Below are 16912 nucleotides of genomic sequence, written 5' to 3'. Positions count from 1 at the left end.
TTCTACGGGGTGTCCTCGCAGGCCAGGGGCGCCAGGTCGGGGCGCTTGGGGAGCCGTCCGTCGCCGGTGGAGCGGCCCGTCAGCCGCCTGCCTATCCAGGGCAGCAGGTGGACGCGCGCGAAGCGGGCGTCGGCGAGGCGCCGCGCGGGCCACGACGGGGGTACGGCCGCGGGGAGCGCCGCCTGCCAGTCCGACTCGGGCGGCAGGCCCAGCTTCTGCCACACGGCCTCGGCCACCCGCTGGTGTCCCTCGTACGTCAGGTGCAGGCGGTCGTCGGCCCACAGGCGCGGGTCGCCCAGCGAGGCGGTGCCGCCGCCGTAGAGGTCCACCACGAGGGCGCCGTGCCGCTCGGCCAGCTCGTCGACGAAGTCGAAGAGCTGCTCGATGCGCGGCCGGTAGCGCTCCATGACGGGCCCGTTCCTGCCGGGGCTGCGCATCAGGACGAGCTGCCCGCAGTTCGGGGCCAGCTTCGTCACCGACTCCTCCAGCAGCCCGCACACTCGGCCCATGTCGCACTTGGGGCGCAGGGTGTCGTTCAGGCCGCCCACCAGGGTCACCAGGTCGGCGCCCATGGACGCCGCGGTGTCCACCTGGTCGGCGGCGATCTGGCCGATGAGCTTGCCGCGCACGGCGAGGTTCGCGTAGCGGAAGTCCTCGGTGCGGGCGGCGAGGCGGCCCGCCAGCAGATCGGCCCAGCCGCGGTACGTGCCGTCCGGGAGGAGGTCCGACATGCCCTCGGTGAAGGAGTCGCCCAGGGCGACGAAACTGCGGATGCTGGTCGTGGTGGTCACGTCCAGCGATTCTAACCGTTGCCCGGGGCAACCGGTCGTTGCCCCGGCCTGACCAGGAGTGTTCCCTGGCCCGGGCGGGGAGCGGCCGGGCCCCGCCCGGCCACCGGCGTCAGCGGGGAGGACGACGGCGCCCCCGCCCGCCGGGGAGACCGGGGGAGGGGGCGCCGGAAAAGCGGCCGGGCGAGCGGTGACGAGCTGCTACGGAGCCCGCTCACCGGGCGGCTACGCGGCGGGCTGGCGGCCCACCAGCTCGCGCAGGACGTCCTCCATCGTGACGACGCCCGCGGCGCGCCCGTCCTCGCCGATCACCGCGGCGAGGTGGGTGCCGCTGGAGCGCATCGCGCCCAGCACGTCGTCCAGCGGCATCGTGGCCCGCACCAGCGCGATCGGCCGCATCGCCGTGGCGGGGAAGGGCGCCTCGCGCGGGGACGCGTCCAGCGCGTCCTTCACATGCAGATAGCCCATCGCGCGCCCGTCGCCGTCGACCACGGGGAAGCGGGAGAAGCCCGAGCTGGCCGACAGCCGCTCCAGCTCCTCGGGGGTCACCCCGAGCCGGGCCGCGACGACCCGGTCCGTGGGCCGTGCCACGTCGCCGACCGGGCGGCGGCCCAGCTCCAGCGCGTCGCGCAGCCGCTCCGTCGAGCGGTCGTCCAGCAGCCCCGCCTCACTGGAGTCGGCGACCATCTGGGCCAGCTCGTCGTCCGAGAACGCCGACTCGACCTCGTCCTTCGGCTCCACCTTGAGCAGCTTCAGCAGGCTGTTGGCGAAGGCGTTGATCGTGAAGATCACCGGGCGCAGGGCACGCGAGAGCGCGACCAGCGGGGGGCCCAGCCACAGCGCGGTGCGCTCGGGCTCGGCCAGCGCGATGTTCTTCGGGACCATCTCGCCCAGCAGCATGTGCAGATACGTGGCCAGCGTCAGCGCGATCACGAAGGAGATCGGGTGCGTCAGCCCGTCGGGCACGCCGACCGCGTGGAAGACCGGCTCCAGGAGATGCGCGATCGCGGGCTCCGCGACCACACCCAGCACCAGGGTGCACAGGGTGATGCCGAGCTGCGCCGCGGCCAGCAGCGCCGACACGTGCTCCAGGCCCCACAGGACGCTGCGCGCCCTGCGGTCGCCCGCCTCGACGCGCGGTTCGATCTGGCTGCGCCGGACCGAGATCAGGGCGAACTCGGCGCCGACGAAGAACGCGTTGACGACCAGCGTCAGCAGGCCGATGAACAACTGCACGGCGGTCATCGGTGCGCCTCCCCGGCGTCGGCGTGCGCCTTGTCAGCGTGCGCCTTGTCGGCGTGCGCCTTGGTGGAGCCCGTGGGCCCCTCCTCGTCCGGCGGCTCCTCAAGGGGCGCCGTCAGCCGGACCTGGGCTGCCCGGCGGCCCGTCGCGTCCACGACGTCCAGGCGCCACTCCGCGACCTCGACGGTGTCGCCCTCGGCCGGGATGCGGCCCAGCTCGGTGGCGATGAGCCCGGCCAGCGTCTCGTACGGGCCCTCGGGGGCGCGCAGGCCGATGGACTCCAGCTGGTCGGTGCGGGCCGCGCCGTCCGCGTCGTAGATCTTCCGGCCGTCCGGGTCCTCACCGGCCGGGGCCAGATCGGGCGTCTCCAGCGGATCGTGCTCGTCGCGGACCTCGCCCACGACCTCCTCGATGATGTCCTCCAGGGTGACCACCCCGGCCGTGCCTCCGTACTCGTCGATGACGACCGCGATGCTGCGGTCGCCGCCCGGCATCCGGTCCAGCAGCCTGTCGACCGTCAGCGACTCCGGTACGAGGAGCGCCTCGCGCATCAGCTCGGTCACCGGATAGCGGGGGCGCTGCTCGGCGGGGACCGCCAGCACGTCCTTGATCCGCACGATGCCGACGACGGTGTCCAGGCTGCCGCGGTAGACGGGGAAGCGGGACAGGCCCGTGGCGCGGGTCGCGTTCGCGACGTCCTCCGCCGTGGTCTGCACCTCCAGCGCCGTGACCTGCACGCGCGGCGTCATCACGTTCTCGGCCGTCAGCTCGGCCAGGTGCAGGGTGCGCACGAAGAGATCGGCGGTGTCCGCCTCCAGCGACCCCTCCTTCGCCGAGTGCCTGGCCAGCGCGACCAGCTCCTGCGGCGAGCGGGCCGAGGCCAGCTCCTCGGTGGGCTCCAGGCCCATCCTGCGCAGTATGCGGTTCGCGGTGTTGTTGAGGTGCCGGATCAGCGGGCGGAAGAGCGCCGAGAAGGCACGCTGCGGGGTGGCCACGTGTCGCGCGATGGGCAGCGGCTTGGAGATCGCCCAGTTCTTGGGGACCAGCTCGCCGACGACCATCAGCACGACGGTGGAGATGGCCGTACCGAGCACGAGGGCGACCGAGGACGAGGCGGACGCGGGGATGCCCACGTCCTCCAGGGGCCCCGCGATCAGCTTGGAGACGGACGGCTCGGCGAGCATGCCGACCACCAGATTGGTCACGGTGATGCCGAGCTGGGCACCCGAGAGCTGGAAGGTGAGGGAGCGGACGGCCTTCATGGCGCTGTCAGCGCCGCGCTCGCCGCGCTGGACGGCACGCTCCAGATCGGCGCGCTCCACCGTCGTCAGCGAGAATTCGGCCGCGACGAAGGCGCCGCACGCCAGAGCGAGCAGGAGGGCCACGAGCAGCAGAAGCACTTCGGTCATCGGTTCACCTCCGTCCCATGGTCGGGGAGAGAGGGGAGGTTCGCTCGATGTCTGCTACTGGGAGGGTCGCCCATGGGCGGACGCTCACACCTTTCGTCGGAGCGCCCCGGCGTGGGGGCCGGTGGCGGGAAGCGGAATGTTCATCGTAAACGGACACGGTCCGCTCCGTGTTCCCAGGCGAGGGCCCCTCATACGCCGTGCGCCCCGCCTCGCACCGGGTCCCTCGCACGGGTCCCTCACACGAGGCGCTTCACACGAGGTGCTTCACACGAGGTGCTTGACCCAGCGGCTCCACTGCGGCTCGGGAGCGTAGTCGGCCGCTTCCCACGCGTGCCTGCCCAGCGCGTTGTCGTCCAGCACCATGGCGTCGGCGCGGCGCCCGCCCAGCGAGGCGAACCGGTCCTCGGCCGCGCGCAGCAGCGCCGTGGCCACGCCCCGGCGACGGTGCTCCGGGTGCACCGCGAGCCGGTACAGATGGCAGCGCCAGCCGTCGAAGCCCGCGATCACCGTCCCGGCCAGCTCCCCGTCCCGCTCCGCGAGCAGCAGCGCCTCGGGGTCCCGCGCGATCAGCCGGGCGACGCCCTCGGAGTCGTCGCTGATGCTCGTGCCCTCGGCCGCCTCCTTCCAGAAGGCGAGCACGTGCTCGGCGTCGGCGGGGGAGGCGGTACGGATGCGAAGATCGTTCATGGCGGTATCCCAGCAGGTCGGACGGGGCGGCGCCAGGAAGTTTTCCGCGGAATCCCCGGGCCTGGGGCTCCGGTGGACCGACCGGCTCAGGCGGTCTGACGGCTGGGCTTGCGCGCGGTCACGATCAGCGTGCCGATATGGCCTTCGACCGGGGCGTCGACGACTTCCGTACGCACAGTGCCGAAGCCGGCACCCAGCAGCAGGTCTCCCCACGTCTCAGGCTCGAAGCTGTACCGGTAGGTGTACATGGCCCGCCCGGCGAACCCGCCTTTGTACATGCCCTGGGGCCCGTAGGCCCCGGGGATGGCCGGGGGCTGCGAGAAGGCCAGCACGCCACCGGGACTGAGCCGTTGGAGGACCAGCGGGAACAGCTTCTCGGGGTCGGTGAACCACACGGCACCGAACATGGAGTAGACGGCGTCGTAGGTGTCCTCGTTCTGTGACAGGTGTTCCAGTACCTCGGCGGCGAAGAACCGGACACCGGGCCAGCGTCGGCTGACCTGCTCGACCATCACGGGGGACAGGTCCACGCCGCTCACCTTCACGCCCCGCTCCGACAGGTAGCCCGCCATGCGGGCCGTGCCGCATCCGATCTCCAGCGCGGTGCCGGGGTCACCGAGGAGTTCCACGCCGGGCCCGTGCCCCTCGTACTGCGTCCAGCGGAAAGCGGGCGGACCGGACACGGCCTGTTCCCTGACCTTCTCGCTTCGCGCGTAGGTGTCCCAGAGTTCGCGTTCGTCGTCGATGCTGTGCTGAACGGGCAAGTGTTCTGATCCTTCGGTGGCCTGGCCGGTGACGGAAGCCCCCGCCGAGGTCTGGCGGGGGCCGGTGGTGCTCAGTGGCTGTCGGGGACCTTGTCGTTGCACGGCATGGTCAGCCTGGAGCTCCCGGGCACGTGACCGAACCAGGGTCAGCGCCAGTACGTGGACAGGTCGGCAGACGGCGGGTATTGCGTGCCGTCGTCGACGGGGGCGGGCTGCTTCACTCACTGGGGGTCGTAGCTCGACAGCCAGGAAACTGGTGGCCCGGAGATGTACGTGTGGTGTGCCGTCTCAGGACGATTCATGGTTCCCTTCCGGGCTGTGGTCATGAGACCAAGCTAGGGAGCGAGAACGGCTGTCCGTTAACGAGTTCTACGCAGTTGCACGCGAGTTTCAGAACAGTCCGTCGAGGGCCCGAGCGATGAGCTGACGGGCCTCAGCGCCGTAGACAGCCAGCTCCCGCATCTCCATGAACGCCCTCACGTACATCGACACCTCGCCGGGTGCCGTCAACGTCACCTGGGCCGTCAGCAGCTCCACATGGACGCGTGTGTCATCGAAGATGTTGAAGGACTCCAGCGTCCACATGTTCCGCTCCTGGGCCGAGAACGGGATCACCCCGAGTGACACCGCTGGCAAAGACATCACGGACAGCAGATGCCCGAGCTGCCCGGCCATGGCGGCAGAGTCACCGATTTGATGGCGCAGGACCGACTCTTCAACGAGGAATGCGAAGCGGTGGTCGCCTTCGCGCAGCACCCGAGCCCGAGCCATGCGGGCATCGACAGCGCTCTCGGTGTCGTCAGGGGAGCCATGGAAGCGACTGATGGAGCGGAGCAGCGCTGTCGCGTAGGCCGGGGTCTGGAACAGGCCGGGAATGATGTGTGAGGCGTAGCTGCGATGGAGCTTGGTCCGCTCGTACAGCGGCACTCGGGATTCTTGGAGTCGAGTCAGCCCGGCGCGCTGGAGCCGTTTCCACTCCAGGTACATCGAGTCCGCGTCGCGGGACGCGGCGATGATGTCGGGCGCTTGCTCCTCGGCACCGCAGGCGTCGCACCAGGCGCGGATGTCCGCGTCGGCTGGCGGCGTCACCGCGTTCTCAAGGCGGGACACCTTGGACTTGTTCCACCCGCACAGGTCGGCCAGCTCGTACCCCAGCAGGCCCGAATCAAGGCGCAGCTCACGCAGTCGTGTGGCCACGGCCTTGCGCGCGTTCTCGACGCTGGACGAGCGGTACTGGGGCATGGGCTGGTTCGGTCTCGCGCTGACTTAGAAGGAGAACTCCTCGTGCGGAGTCGCGAGGTCCCATACGGACTCGAAAGCCGTCGAGCACAGCTTCACCACGGCTGGATCGTCGGTCTCCTCATCCACCCAGACCGTTGGGCAGTCGTCGCCGTTGGTGTTCGGGTCCTTGCCGAAGAACAGCAGAGCCACAGCAATGCCCCCTCGCTAGCGGGTTCTATCCGGTTCCACGACCATCCACCCACCGGGGAGCGGAACCGTCAAGACCGCGTTTCTGCCCGGCCCCGCGCCCCCGGCGCACCCCCTACGTCCCGCGAAGCTCCTCGATGACCGGCGCGAAGGTCTCCATGGCGAGGTCGAGGACCGTGACGTAGGAGAAGCCGTACCGCTCGCGGTGGGCGCGGAGCTGTTCGGCGATCTCCTTCACCGTGCCCGCCAGCAGGGCCGGGTGGTGCAGCAGGTCGTCCTCGGTCATGGCGGTTCCGTAGGCGCCCCAGTCGCGGGCTGTGGCGCGGCGGTCGTCCGTGACGACGACCTGCTGGACGAGGATGTTCAGCTCGGCGGGCTCGGGGCGTGCCGTGGCGAACCCCCGGTAGGCCGTCACCCGCTCCTCCAGCCCGTCGGGCGAGAGCAGCGCGAGCGTCCCCTCCGGCTTGCCCGGCACCTGCCCGCCCCCGGTGAAGGCGGCGACCTGCGCGTGCTCGGCCGCCAGCCGCAGCACGCGGTTGCCGTTGCCGCCGATCAGCAGCGGCACGGGGCGCTGCGCGGGCCGCGGTACGTGTTCCTCGTCGGCCAGCAGCCGGTTCAGCTCCTCCACCGTGTGCCGGAGGCGGTCCACCCGCTCCCGGGGCGCGTCCCACGGCAGCCCGGCGCGGTCGTGTTCCGCCTTCACATAGCCCGTGCCGAGCCCCAGCTCCAGCCGTCCGCCCGAGATCTGGTCGCAGGTCGCGACCTCGCGGGCCAGCAGCGCGGGGTTCCAGAAGCCCACGTTGAGCACGAACGTGCCCAGCCGTACCCGCGAGGTCGTCTCCGCTGCCGAGGCCAGGGCCGTGAAGGGCGCGGGCATGCCCAGATGGTCGGCGACGTGCAGGGTGTCGTAGCCCAGCTCCTCGGCGCGGCGGCAGCGCTGCCGCCACTCCTCGCCCGTGCTGAACGTGACCATGTTGACGCCGAAGCGGAAGGGACGGGTCATCGGCTGGTCTCCTCCGTGTGCCGTAAGAGGTCGAACTGCTTCATGCGCTCCAGTACGCCGTCGGCCGTCGGTCGCGCCATCTCGTCCACGATGCGTCCGTCGCCGAGGAAGAGCACGTTGTCCGAGTGGGCCGCGGCGCCCGGGTCGTGGGTGACCATGACGACCGTCTGGTCCAGCCTGTCGACGGCCTCGCGCAGGAAGCCGAGCAGCTCGGCGCCGGAGCGGGAGTCCAGGTTGCCCGTCGGCTCGTCGGCGAAGATCAGCTCGGGCCGGGAGGCGAGCGCGCGGGCGCACGCCACGCGCTGCTGCTGGCCGCCGGAGAGCTGCGCCGGCCGGTGCCCCAGCCTGTCCTCCAGGCGGAGGGTCGCGACGACCCGGTCCACCCAGGCCCGGTCCGGGCGTCGGCCCGCGATGTCCATGGGCAGCGTGATGTTCTCGGCTGCCGTCAGGGTGGGCAGCAGGTTGAAGGACTGGAAGACGAAGCCGACCTGGTCGCGGCGCAGCCGCGTGAGCTGTCGTTCGTTCAGCTTGGTGATCTCGGTGCCGCCCAGCCACACCTCGCCGGAGGTGACCGAGTCGAGCCCGGCCAGGCAGTGCATCAGCGTGGACTTCCCGGAGCCCGAGGGCCCCATCACGGCCGTGAACCGGCCGCGCGGGATCTCCACGTCCACTCTGTCGAGCGCGAGCACGGCGGTCTCGCCCGCGCCGTATGCCTTGGTCAGCGCACGGGCGCGGGCGGCCGGAGCGCCGCCCTCCGCCATGCCGTTCGTCGTCTCCGTCGCCGGTATGGACACGGTGCCTCCCCGGGCTCTGGTGCCGTGAGGTGGCCGAGGGTAGGGGCGGGGACGCGTCGTGGCATCCGCCCGTGGAGCCATCCCGGCGGCGGGTCTCGTACCTGGGGATGACGCGGGGGAGGAGGGGAGCCGGGCAGCAGAGGAGCCGGGGAGCGGCGGGGGCTCTGCCCGGCCCGCGTGCCCGTACCCGTACAGTGGCACGCTGGCCATGCTAGCGGGTGAGTGCTAGCGTGAAAGTGTGCCGAAGACCCAGTTGAACGTCCGCGTGGACGAGACGACAGCGGAGACCGCCAGGGAGCGGGCTCTCCAGAGGGGCATGAGTGTGAACCGGTATATCGAGGAACTCGTCCAGCGCGACGCGGGCGAGGTCGGTCACACCTTCGTCGAAGCCGCTGCGGACTTCATGAAGAGTTACGAATCGGTGTTCGCCGAGGAGTTCGGCACCGGGACCCTGGAGAGCGAGGGCCGTCCGCGTACGTGACACTCCGCATCGACCTCGCCTGGCTGCTCATCGTCGCCGACGAGAACACCCCTGGAGATCCCCGGGTCACGGATTACGGCGCGCTCGTCGCCGCCGTCAGCCGCCACGAGGCGGCCATCTTCGACCGGCCCGTATACGCCGAACCCCACGACCGCGCCGCCGCGCTCCTCCAACTGCTGCTGCACGTGCCCGCGCTGGAGCGCTCCAACGCGCTCTTCGCCTCCGCCGTCGCCTACGCCTATCTCGTCGCGAGCGGGCTCAAGGTGGCCACGTCACCCGAGCAGATCCGCGATCTCGCCCGCCTCGTCAAGGACGGCACGACGAGCGTTCGCGCCATCGCGGACGAGCTGCGCACCTGGACGCTCTGAGCGGAGTGTCGCAGGGGCCTCGACGGGCCGACGTGGCCGTCCCCTGGGGTTGGGGTCAGTTCCGGCCGGTGTCGATGACGCAGAACCTGTTGCCTTCGGGATCGGCGAGTACGCGGAAGTCCGCGTCACGCGGATAGTCCCAGTCGACGTGCCGGGCGCCGAGGGACACCAGCCGCTCGACCTCGGCCGCCTGGTCGGCCGCGTTCCCGGCGTACAGGTCCAGATGCACCCGCGGACGCTCCTGCACCGGTGTCTCGCTGAGGCCGAGAGAGAGCTGCGCCCCGGCGGCCCCGTCGGCGGGCACCAGCACCACCCAGTCGTCCTCCATCTCCTCGCGGGGGACGTATCCCAGGGCCGCGCACCAGAACCGCGCCGCACGCGGCACGTCCGACACCCCCAGCACGACGGATCCGATGCTCAGCATCGCTCTTCCTCCCACTCGACGGGGCCGACGGCGCCCTCACCGTGTACGGCGTGCAGCGTACGGCGCTACGGGCGGCGCGCGCTCCCCAGCACGTGGAACGACGCCGGGAGCGCGGGCCCGCCCTCCGGGACGCGCACCCGGCGGAAGGCGACGTCCGTGAAGCCCGCCGCCTCGACGGCCGCCACCGGACGGCGCGCCGTGTGGCAGCCGCCGAACATCAGCGGCCACACGGTGCCGTCCAGCGCCCGCTGCACCGTCGCCATCGCGCGGCCCTCGGCGCGCCCGTGTTCGTAGAAGCGCAGTTCCCCGCCGGGGCGCAGCACCCTGCGGGCCTCGGCCAGCGCGCGCCGCACGTCGAGCGGTCGCGCCAGCGAGCACAGCACCAGGGAGAAGACGGCCGCGTCGAAGGACTCGCTCTTGACCGGAAGCGCGTCGGCCATGCCCGGCACGACGTCCACCGGCACCTCGGCGCGCAGCGCGCTCCGCGCGGCCAGCCGCCGCATGTGCGGCTCGGGCTCGATGGCCACGACCTCGGAGACGGCGCCCGGATAGTGCGCGAAGTTCAGGCCGTTGCCCGCGCCGATCTCGATGACGCGGCCCGACAGCCCCGCGACCAGTTCCTCGCGGTGGGCCGCCACTCCCGCGCGGGCGTCGCCCGCCACGCTGAGGCGCGCGTAGAAGCGTGCGAAGAGCGGGTGCCGTACGGCGTCCCGCTGCGGTCTGCCGCGCGGTGCGGACATGGGAACCCCTCCCCGGAGCACGGGCGGTCGCCCCGATTCTTCCCCGCCGCGCCCCGTAGCCCACCTCCGACGCGCGGCGGTCGCCGTTGCGGAGCCGCACACGCCCGCCCCGTCCGCCCCGCCCGACGAGCGCCGCTCGTGCCCGTACTCCTTCAGCGCTCAGACCACGGGCTCGGGTTCGGCCCCCGCTGCGCCCCGTAGCCCACCTTCGACGCGTGGCGGTCGCGGTTGCGGGGCCGTAGCGCGCCCGGCCCGCCCGACGAGCGCCGCTCGTGCCCGTACCCCCTCAGCGCTCAGACCACGGGCTCGGGTTCCGCCTCTGCCGCGCCCCTGACCCCGCCCAGCTCGGGCGCCAGCCACCTCCGCGCCGCGGCGCGGAACGCGGCGGGCTCCATCGCCCCGGCCCCCTCCGGAAGCACGCCCAGCAGCGGCGCCCCGGCCGCCCGCGGGAGGTCGGTGAGGTTGCAGCGCGACGCCAGGTCGGGTGCCGTGGGCCAGCTCCCCACCACCACGCCCGCGCACCGCAGCCCACGCGTGCGCAGGGCCTCGGCCGTCAGCGCGGTGGCGTTGAGCGTGCCAAGACCCGCCGCCGCGACCACCAGCACCGGCGCGTCCAGCAGCTTCGCCACGTCGGCGAGGGTCCCGCCCTCGGCGTCGAACCGCACCAGCAGCCCGCCCGCGCCCTCGACGAGCACCAGATCGTGCCCGGCGGCGAGCTTCCCTGCGCGCTCGGCGACGTCCTCGGCGCGCACACAGGGCAGCCCGGCCCGCAGCGCCGCTGTCGCGGGTGCCAGCGGCTCGGGGTACCGGGCCAGTTCGGCGCCGGTCACCTCGCCGCCCGCGAGCGCGCGCACCTCGGCCACGTCGCCCGGCTCGCCCTCGGCGACCCCGGTCTGCGCGGGCTTGAGCACGGCCACCGTACGGCCGTGTGCCAGCGCGGTCGCGGCGAGCGCCGCTGTGGTCACCGTCTTGCCGATCCCGGTGCACGTGCCCGTCACCAGCACGATCCCGTCCACGGCCCTCACGCTCCTGTCCATGGTCCCCACGCTTCCGTCCACGGCCCTCACCCCCGCGCCGCCGCGGCGTGCATCGCCGCGCAGATCCGGGCCAGGTCCTCGTCCCCCGTGACGAAGGGCGGCATCGCGTACACCATGTCGCGGAAGGGCCGCAGCCACACGCCCTCGCCCACGGCTGCCCGGGTCGCGGCCGCCATGTCGACGGGGCGCTCCAGTTGGACGACCCCGATCGCGCCCAGCACCCGGACCTCCCGCACCCCGGGCAGCGACGCGGTCTCCGCCAGCCCCTCCCGCAGCCCCTGCTCGATCCGGGTGACCTCACCGGCCCAGTCCTGGGTGAGCAGCAGCCCGACGGAGGCGTCGGCGACGGCGGCGGCGAGGGGGTTGCCCATGAAGGTCGGCCCGTGTGCCAGCACGGGGACCGGGCCCTGGGAGATCCCCTCGGCGATCCGTGCGGTGCACAGCGTCGCCGCCATCGTCAGATAGCCGCCCGTGAGGGCCTTGCCCAGGCACAGCACGTCCGGTGTGATCCCGGCGTGCTCGGCGGCGAAGAGCGCGCCCGTGCGCCCGAAGCCGGTGGCGATCTCGTCCAGTACCAGCAGCACACCGTGCTCGTCGCACGCTTCGCGCAGCGCGCGGACGTACGCGGGGGAGTGGAAGCGCATCCCGCCCGCGCCCTGCACCACAGGTTCGACGATCACGGCGGCCAGCTCGTCCGCGTGCCGTGCGATCAGCTCGCGCAGATGCCGTACGTAGTGCTCGTCGGGCTCGGCCTCGAAGCCCGCAGGGGGCGCGTCCGCGAAGACCTGCCGGGGGAGCACCCCCGACCACAGGTCGTGCATCCCGCCGTCGGGATCGCACACGGACATGGGCTGCCAGGTGTCGCCGTGGTAGCCGCCGCGCCAGGTCAGCAGCCGACGCTTCTCGGGCCTGCCCACGGAACGCCAGTACTGGAGGCACATCTTGAGCGCGACCTCGACGGAGACCGAGCCCGAGTCGGCGAGGAAAACGTGTTCCAGGCCCTCGGGTGTGATGTCCACGAGCCGCTTCGCGAGCCGGACGGCGGGCTCGTGGGTGAGCCCGCCGAACATCACATGGCTCATTCGCGCGAGCTGCTCCCGTACGGCCTCGTTCAGCACGGGGTGGTTGTAGCCGTGGACGGCCGACCACCACGACGACATGCCGTCGATCAGCTCGCGCCTGCCCTGTGTCTCCTCGGCCAGCCGCAGCCGTACCCCGGAGGCCGACTCCACGACGAGGGGCGCTTCCCTGCCCGGCATGGGCCCGTACGGGTGCCACACGTGCTGCCGGTCGAGGGCGAGCAGTTCGCCGGGGGCCGGCGGCCCCTCCGGGGAGAGCGTGCACGCGGATGGCGGTGCCGGCGGGGGTGCCGTTGCCGCTCCTGGCGGCAGGGTGCGCTCAGGCATTGGGCGGCAGCTCCGTACCCGCGCCCCTGCGCCGCACCGAGACCAGTTCGTCGACGCGGTGCTCCGGCAGCGTGGTGGTGTCCGTGCCCTCCACCTCGAAGCCCGCGTCCGCGATCATGTCGAGGTCGGCCTTGCCCGCCTGGCCCTCGCTGGTGAGGTAGTCGCCCAGGAAGATGGAGTTGGCCAGGTGCAGGGCGAGCGGCTGGAGCGAGCGCAGATGCACCTCACGGCCGCCCGCGAGCCGTACCTCCGCGTCGGGGCACACGAAGCGGACCATCGCCAGGATGCGCAGCGCGTGCTGCTGCGTCAGGTTCCACTCCTTCTCCAGCGGCGTCCCCTCGAAGGGGATGAGGAAGTTGACGGGCACGGAGTCGGGGTTCAGCTCGCGCAGCGCGAAGGCCACGTCGACCAGGTCCTTGTGGCTCTCGCCCATGCCCGCGATCAGCCCCGAGCAGGCCGAGAGGCCCGCTCCCCGCGCCTGGCGCACGGTCGCCACGCGGTCCTCGTAGCCGTGGGTGGTGCAGATGTCCCCGTAGGTGGCCTCGGAGGTGTTGAGGTTGTGGTTGTACGCATCGGCCCCCGCCTCGCGCAGCCTCTCCGCCTGCCCGTCCGAGAGCAGCCCGAGGCAGGCGCACACCTCTACGTCGCCGCTGTGCTCCTTGATGGCCGAGATGGTCTCGGAGACGCGGGTGATGTCGCGGTCGGTCGGCCCGCGCCCGCTGGCGACCAGGCACACGCGCTTGGCGCCGCCCTGGACGCCGGCCTCCGCCGCCTGGACGGCCTCGTCCTTCTTCAGCCACGTGTACTTGAGGATCCCGGCGTCGGAGCCGAGGCGCTGCGAGCAGTACGAGCAGTCCTCGGGGCACAGCCCCGACTTGAGATTGACCAGGTAGTTGAGCTTCACGCGTCGCCCGAACCACTGGCGGCGCACCTTTCCGGCCGCGGCCACCACGTCGAGCAGTTCGTCGTCGGAGGTCTCCAATACGGCGAGCGCTTCCTCGCGCGTCGGCAGCTCGCGCCGAAGTCCCTTGTCCACCAGCGTGTTCAGCAGGTCCATGGCGCCGATCCTTGCCTATGCCTGCGTTTTCGGTAAAGGAGGGAACCGACAAGACGGGCCGCGAAGGGTGTGGGTATTGCCACATCCTGCCCGGCTCCGTCAGGCACTACCTTCTATGCAAACCCTACAGATCACGAGGGACGGCGCACCGATGTCCGAGCCCATGCCCGAACCGACGTCCGAGCCCATGTCCGAGCACTCCGGAGGCCCCTCCTCCTGTTTCTCCTGGATCGACGAGGCCCGTGCGACGCGCGCCAGGGCCGGGCTCGTACGCGCGCTGCGCCCCCGGCCCGCCGCGGCCCCGCTCCTGGACCTGGCGAGCAACGACTACCTCGGTCTCGCGCGCCACCCCCTGATCACCGAAGCCGCGGCGCGGGCCGCGCGCCGCTGGGGCGCGGGCTCGACGGGCTCGCGGCTGGTCACCGGGTCCACGCGGCTGCACGCCGAACTGGAAGCGGAACTCGCCGACTTCTGCGGCTTCGAGGCGGCCCTCGTCCTCTCCTCCGGCTACGCGGCCAACCTGGCCGCCGTCACCGCGCTCACCGGCGAGGGCACCCTCATCGCCTCCGACGCGTACAACCACGCCTCGCTCATCGACGGCTGCCGCCTGTCCAGGGCGGGGACGGTGGTCGTCCCGCACGCGGAGCCCGAGGCCGTGCACAAGGCGTTCGACGGGCACCGGGGGCGCGCGGTGGCCGTCACCGACTCGGTGTTCTCCGTCGACGGGGACGCCGCCCCGCTCACCGCGCTCTCCGCCGTCTGCCGCGAGGCGGGGGCCGCGCTGCTGGTCGACGACGCGCACGGGCTCGGCGTGCTGGGCGAGGGCGGCAGGGGAGCCCCGCACGCGGCGGGCCTGGCCGGGGCCGCCGACACGGTGGCCACGGTGACGCTGTCCAAGTCGCTGGGCAGCCAGGGCGGCGCGGTCCTCGGCCCCGCCCGCGTCATCGAGCACCTGGTCAACACGGCCCGCACCTTCATCTTCGACACCGGCCTCGCGCCCGCTGCCACCGGCGCCGCGCTGGCCGCGCTGGGCCTGCTGCGCCGGGAACCGGAACGCGCGGCGCGGGCCCGCGCCGTGGCCGCCAGGCTGCACGGGCTGCTGGCAGGCGCCGGGCTGGAGGCGGTCGCGCCGGACGCCTCGGTGGTCTCCGTGCGGGCGCCCTCGCCCGCGGCGGCCGTGCGCTGGGCGGCCGACTGCCGTGCGGCGGGACTCCACGTGGGGTGCTTCAGGCCGCCGTCGGTGCCCGACGGGATCTCCCGGCTACGCCTGACGGCCAGGGGCGACCTGAGCGACGCGCAGATCGAGACGGCGGCCGGTACGGTCACCAGGACCGCGCCGGCCGCCGCCGAATGACCGATCAGTACGATCCGTTGGGGGCCTGCCCCTGGACCGAGGTGAGGAAGGACTCCCACGCTGCGTCTGCGAACAGCAGCGCGGCTCCACCCGTGTCCTTCGAGTCACGTACGGCCAGACGTCCAGCGCCGAGCCGTGCCGTTTCCACACAGTTGTTCATGCCCGTGCTGTAGCTGCTGCGGACCCATAACGGGTCCCCTGGCAGCTCGCCGCACGGTGCCTCCTCAGACATTGCCGACATGGTGGTCTCTCCTCACGTGAGCGGCTCACCCGCCTTCACCCGCGGTGGCGATGAAGGCCAGCGATTCCTCATACGACAGGGCGTGAGCCCGCAGAGTGTCGAACGCGGCGCTGTACACCCGCAGTTCGTCCTGCCCCTCCAGATAGAGGCTACTCGTCAGGTGGTCAAGAACCACCACATCTAGGTCAGCAATGCGCGGAAAAGAAAAGATTACGAAAGGACCCGTAACACCAATGTGCACTCCGCTGACAAAAGGCAGGACTTGCAGCCGCACATGCGGCTGCCGTCCCTGCTCCGCCAGCCGCCGCAACTGCTCCCGCATGACCTCGGGCCCGCCGACCTCGCGCCGCAGCACGGCCTCGTCGAGCACGACGTCCAGCTCCATCGGTGCCTCGGCCCGCAGCACGCGCTGCCGGGCGACGCGCACCTCGACCAGTTCCTCGATGCGCTCGGGGGGCACCCGCCCGCCCAGGGTGGTGCGGGTGACCTCCCGCGCGTACGCCTCGGTCTGGAGCAGTCCGGGCACCACCGTCGTCTCCAGGGTCCTGGCCCGCACGGCCTCCGCCTCCAGCGAGATGAAGTCCCGGTAGGCGGGCGGCAGCAGATCACGGTAGGCGTTCCACCAGCCGCGCCGTACGCCGCTGCCCGCGCCCTCGGTCTCCCCCGCGTCGTAGTCGGCGGCGTCCGCGCCCGAGAGCGCCGCCAGGAGGGCGCGCAGTCCTGGATCGCGGACGCCGTAGGCGTCGAGCAGGAGCGTCAGGTCGGTCGGCTTGATTCCGCTGCGGCCCGTCTCGATGCGGCTCACCTTCGACTGGTGCCATCCCACGAGCCGCGCCGCCTCGCCGCTGGTGACGCCCGCGGCGTCGCGCAGCCTGCGCAGTTCGGAGCCGAGCTTCTTGCGCCGTACCGCCGGAGCGTGGTGCATGGCTGGTTCCCTCCGTTCACTGCCGCCCCGGCCGTCCCGGCGGGGTGCTCTCGCTCTGCTGACACGGGCTCCCGAACCGATACGCCAGTAGGGCGTGCAAATGCGGTCTGTCGCCGCAGAGTTCACCGCTTTGAGGGACAGATATATGCACATGCTGGGGGTTCGGCCGCATTGCGGCCAGCATGATGGCACTCTGGCGCGAAGCCTCCGCTCATGGACGGCTCCACCCGTAATCCCCACACACGTCACGCGACCCGCAACGCATCACGCAACGCGACGGAGCGCCAGCCCCGCTGAAAGGGACAGCGTCGCCATGGCAGACCAACAGGAAACGTCCGTCACCCTGCCGAGCGTCCCCGCTTCGGTCGCCGCGGCGCGCAGATATGTGACCGGCGTCCTCCTGGACTGGGGCATGCCGGACGGTGCCGACGCGGTGGACACCGTCCGGCTGATCATCTCGGAGCTGGCGACCAACGCGGTCCAGCACACCAGGGGCCAGTCCCCGACGTTCACCATCGACGTCCGCCTGGAGCGCGGCGAGGAACTGTGTCTCGGCGTCACCGACAGCCATCCCCGCATGCCGCGCCGCCTCCCGGCCGCCGTGCAGCAGGACAACGGGCGCGGCCTGGTCATCATCCGCACGCTCACCGCCGAGTCCGGCGGCAGCCTGACCGTCACCCCCACCGACAGCGGCGGCAAGACCATCTGGGTCGCCCTGCCCTGGTCACCCGTGCTGGCCCCTTGACGCGAGGCGCCGCGCCGTC

20 protein-coding genes are annotated in these 16912 nt (G+C 72.1%); 4 read left to right on the top strand and 16 right to left on the bottom strand.

All coding sequences use genetic code 11. The annotated features are described in order from the left end of the window. Nucleotides 1–2: 2 nt before the first annotated feature. The 9 genes from ACYVOO_RS25460 to ACYVOO_RS25420 form a co-directional block, all read right to left on the bottom strand. Nucleotides 3–791, bottom strand: coding sequence for an SGNH/GDSL hydrolase family protein (locus ACYVOO_RS25460; protein WP_461018009.1), 789 nt, complete (start codon nt 789–791; stop codon nt 3–5). Nucleotides 792–1013: 222 nt separating this feature from the next. After that, nucleotides 1014–2033, bottom strand: a complete 1020-nt coding sequence (locus ACYVOO_RS25455) for a hemolysin family protein (RefSeq protein WP_461018008.1) — start codon at nt 2031–2033, stop codon at nt 1014–1016. Next, nucleotides 2030–3439: a hemolysin family protein gene (locus tag ACYVOO_RS25450; protein WP_461018007.1), complete on the bottom strand. Its 1410-nt coding sequence runs from the start codon at nt 3437–3439 to the stop codon at nt 2030–2032. The genes ACYVOO_RS25455 and ACYVOO_RS25450 overlap by 4 nt, the downstream gene beginning before the upstream one ends. 264 nt (nt 3440–3703) lie before the next feature. Further along, nucleotides 3704–4126, bottom strand: a complete 423-nt coding sequence (locus ACYVOO_RS25445; RefSeq protein WP_461018006.1) for a GNAT family N-acetyltransferase — start codon at nt 4124–4126, stop codon at nt 3704–3706. An 86-nt stretch (nt 4127–4212) separates the two neighbouring features. Next, the gene (locus ACYVOO_RS25440; RefSeq protein ID WP_461018005.1) at nt 4213–4890 is read right to left on the bottom strand and encodes a class I SAM-dependent DNA methyltransferase; all 678 of its coding nucleotides are present in this window, start codon (nt 4888–4890) and stop codon (nt 4213–4215) included. A 390-nt stretch (nt 4891–5280) separates the two neighbouring features. After that, nucleotides 5281–6132, bottom strand: a complete 852-nt coding sequence (locus tag ACYVOO_RS25435; protein WP_461018004.1) for a helix-turn-helix domain-containing protein — start codon at nt 6130–6132, stop codon at nt 5281–5283. Between the two features lie 24 nt (nt 6133–6156). Beyond that, entirely contained in the window at nt 6157–6321 is a 165-nt protein-coding gene (locus tag ACYVOO_RS25430) for a DUF6879 family protein (RefSeq protein ID WP_461018003.1), read from the bottom strand. A gap of 112 nt (nt 6322–6433) precedes the next feature. Beyond that, complete coding sequence (locus ACYVOO_RS25425) at nt 6434–7321, bottom strand: LLM class F420-dependent oxidoreductase (protein WP_461018002.1); 888 nt, start codon at nt 7319–7321, stop codon at nt 6434–6436. Further along, nucleotides 7318–8115 (bottom strand): ABC transporter ATP-binding protein, encoded by a 798-nt coding sequence (locus tag ACYVOO_RS25420; protein ID WP_461018001.1) that lies wholly within the window; start codon nt 8113–8115, stop codon nt 7318–7320. The genes ACYVOO_RS25425 and ACYVOO_RS25420 overlap by 4 nt, the downstream gene beginning before the upstream one ends. A gap of 238 nt (nt 8116–8353) precedes the next feature. Here ACYVOO_RS25420 and ACYVOO_RS25415 point away from each other — a divergent pair, with 238 nt between their 5' ends. Beyond that, complete coding sequence (locus ACYVOO_RS25415; protein WP_453345942.1) at nt 8354–8596, top strand: antitoxin; 243 nt, start codon at nt 8354–8356, stop codon at nt 8594–8596. Beyond that, nucleotides 8593–8964, top strand: a complete 372-nt coding sequence (locus ACYVOO_RS25410) for a fic family toxin-antitoxin system, toxin component (protein WP_453345941.1) — start codon at nt 8593–8595, stop codon at nt 8962–8964. Before ACYVOO_RS25415 ends, ACYVOO_RS25410 begins: the two co-directional genes overlap by 4 nt. A gap of 55 nt (nt 8965–9019) precedes the next feature. Here the strand turns inward: ACYVOO_RS25410 and ACYVOO_RS25405 are convergent, their stop codons facing one another. From ACYVOO_RS25405 to bioB, 5 genes are all read right to left on the bottom strand, one after another. Continuing rightward, nucleotides 9020–9388, bottom strand: a complete 369-nt coding sequence (locus ACYVOO_RS25405) for a VOC family protein (RefSeq protein ID WP_461018000.1) — start codon at nt 9386–9388, stop codon at nt 9020–9022. A 65-nt stretch (nt 9389–9453) separates the two neighbouring features. Further along, the gene (locus tag ACYVOO_RS25400; RefSeq protein WP_461017999.1) at nt 9454–10128 is read right to left on the bottom strand and encodes a class I SAM-dependent methyltransferase; all 675 of its coding nucleotides are present in this window, start codon (nt 10126–10128) and stop codon (nt 9454–9456) included. A 293-nt stretch (nt 10129–10421) separates the two neighbouring features. Further along, nucleotides 10422–11165 carry a dethiobiotin synthase gene (bioD, locus tag ACYVOO_RS25395; RefSeq protein ID WP_461017998.1) on the bottom strand — a complete coding sequence of 248 codons (744 nt, stop codon included), beginning with the start codon at nt 11163–11165 and terminating at the stop codon, nt 10422–10424. Nucleotides 11166–11191: 26 nt separating this feature from the next. After that, nucleotides 11192–12571 (bottom strand): adenosylmethionine--8-amino-7-oxononanoate transaminase, encoded by a 1380-nt coding sequence (locus tag ACYVOO_RS25390; protein WP_461017997.1) that lies wholly within the window; start codon nt 12569–12571, stop codon nt 11192–11194. Beyond that, nucleotides 12564–13628, bottom strand: coding sequence for a biotin synthase BioB (gene bioB / locus ACYVOO_RS25385; RefSeq protein WP_461017996.1), 1065 nt, complete (start codon nt 13626–13628; stop codon nt 12564–12566). Before bioB ends, ACYVOO_RS25390 begins: the two co-directional genes overlap by 8 nt. A gap of 187 nt (nt 13629–13815) precedes the next feature. On the opposite strand from bioB, the gene ACYVOO_RS25380 reads away from it, so the two are divergent. Continuing rightward, nucleotides 13816–14982, top strand: coding sequence for an 8-amino-7-oxononanoate synthase (locus ACYVOO_RS25380; RefSeq protein WP_461018120.1), 1167 nt, complete (start codon nt 13816–13818; stop codon nt 14980–14982). A 4-nt stretch (nt 14983–14986) separates the two neighbouring features. Here the strand turns inward: ACYVOO_RS25380 and ACYVOO_RS25375 are convergent, their stop codons facing one another. Continuing rightward, complete coding sequence (locus ACYVOO_RS25375) at nt 14987–15223, bottom strand: DUF397 domain-containing protein (protein ID WP_461017995.1); 237 nt, start codon at nt 15221–15223, stop codon at nt 14987–14989. 25 nt (nt 15224–15248) lie between these two features. Further along, entirely contained in the window at nt 15249–16148 is a 900-nt protein-coding gene (locus ACYVOO_RS25370) for a helix-turn-helix domain-containing protein (protein WP_461017994.1), read from the bottom strand. A gap of 313 nt (nt 16149–16461) precedes the next feature. Between ACYVOO_RS25370 and ACYVOO_RS25365 the strand changes: the two genes are divergently transcribed. Further along, nucleotides 16462–16893, top strand: a complete 432-nt coding sequence (locus ACYVOO_RS25365) for an ATP-binding protein (protein ID WP_461017993.1) — start codon at nt 16462–16464, stop codon at nt 16891–16893. The last annotated feature ends 19 nt before the right edge of the window (nt 16894–16912 follow it).

It is taken from the genome of Streptomyces daliensis, from assembly GCF_054782395.1.
Note: the sequence above shows the minus strand (reverse complement) of the source record. Positions and strands in the feature narration are given on the sequence as shown.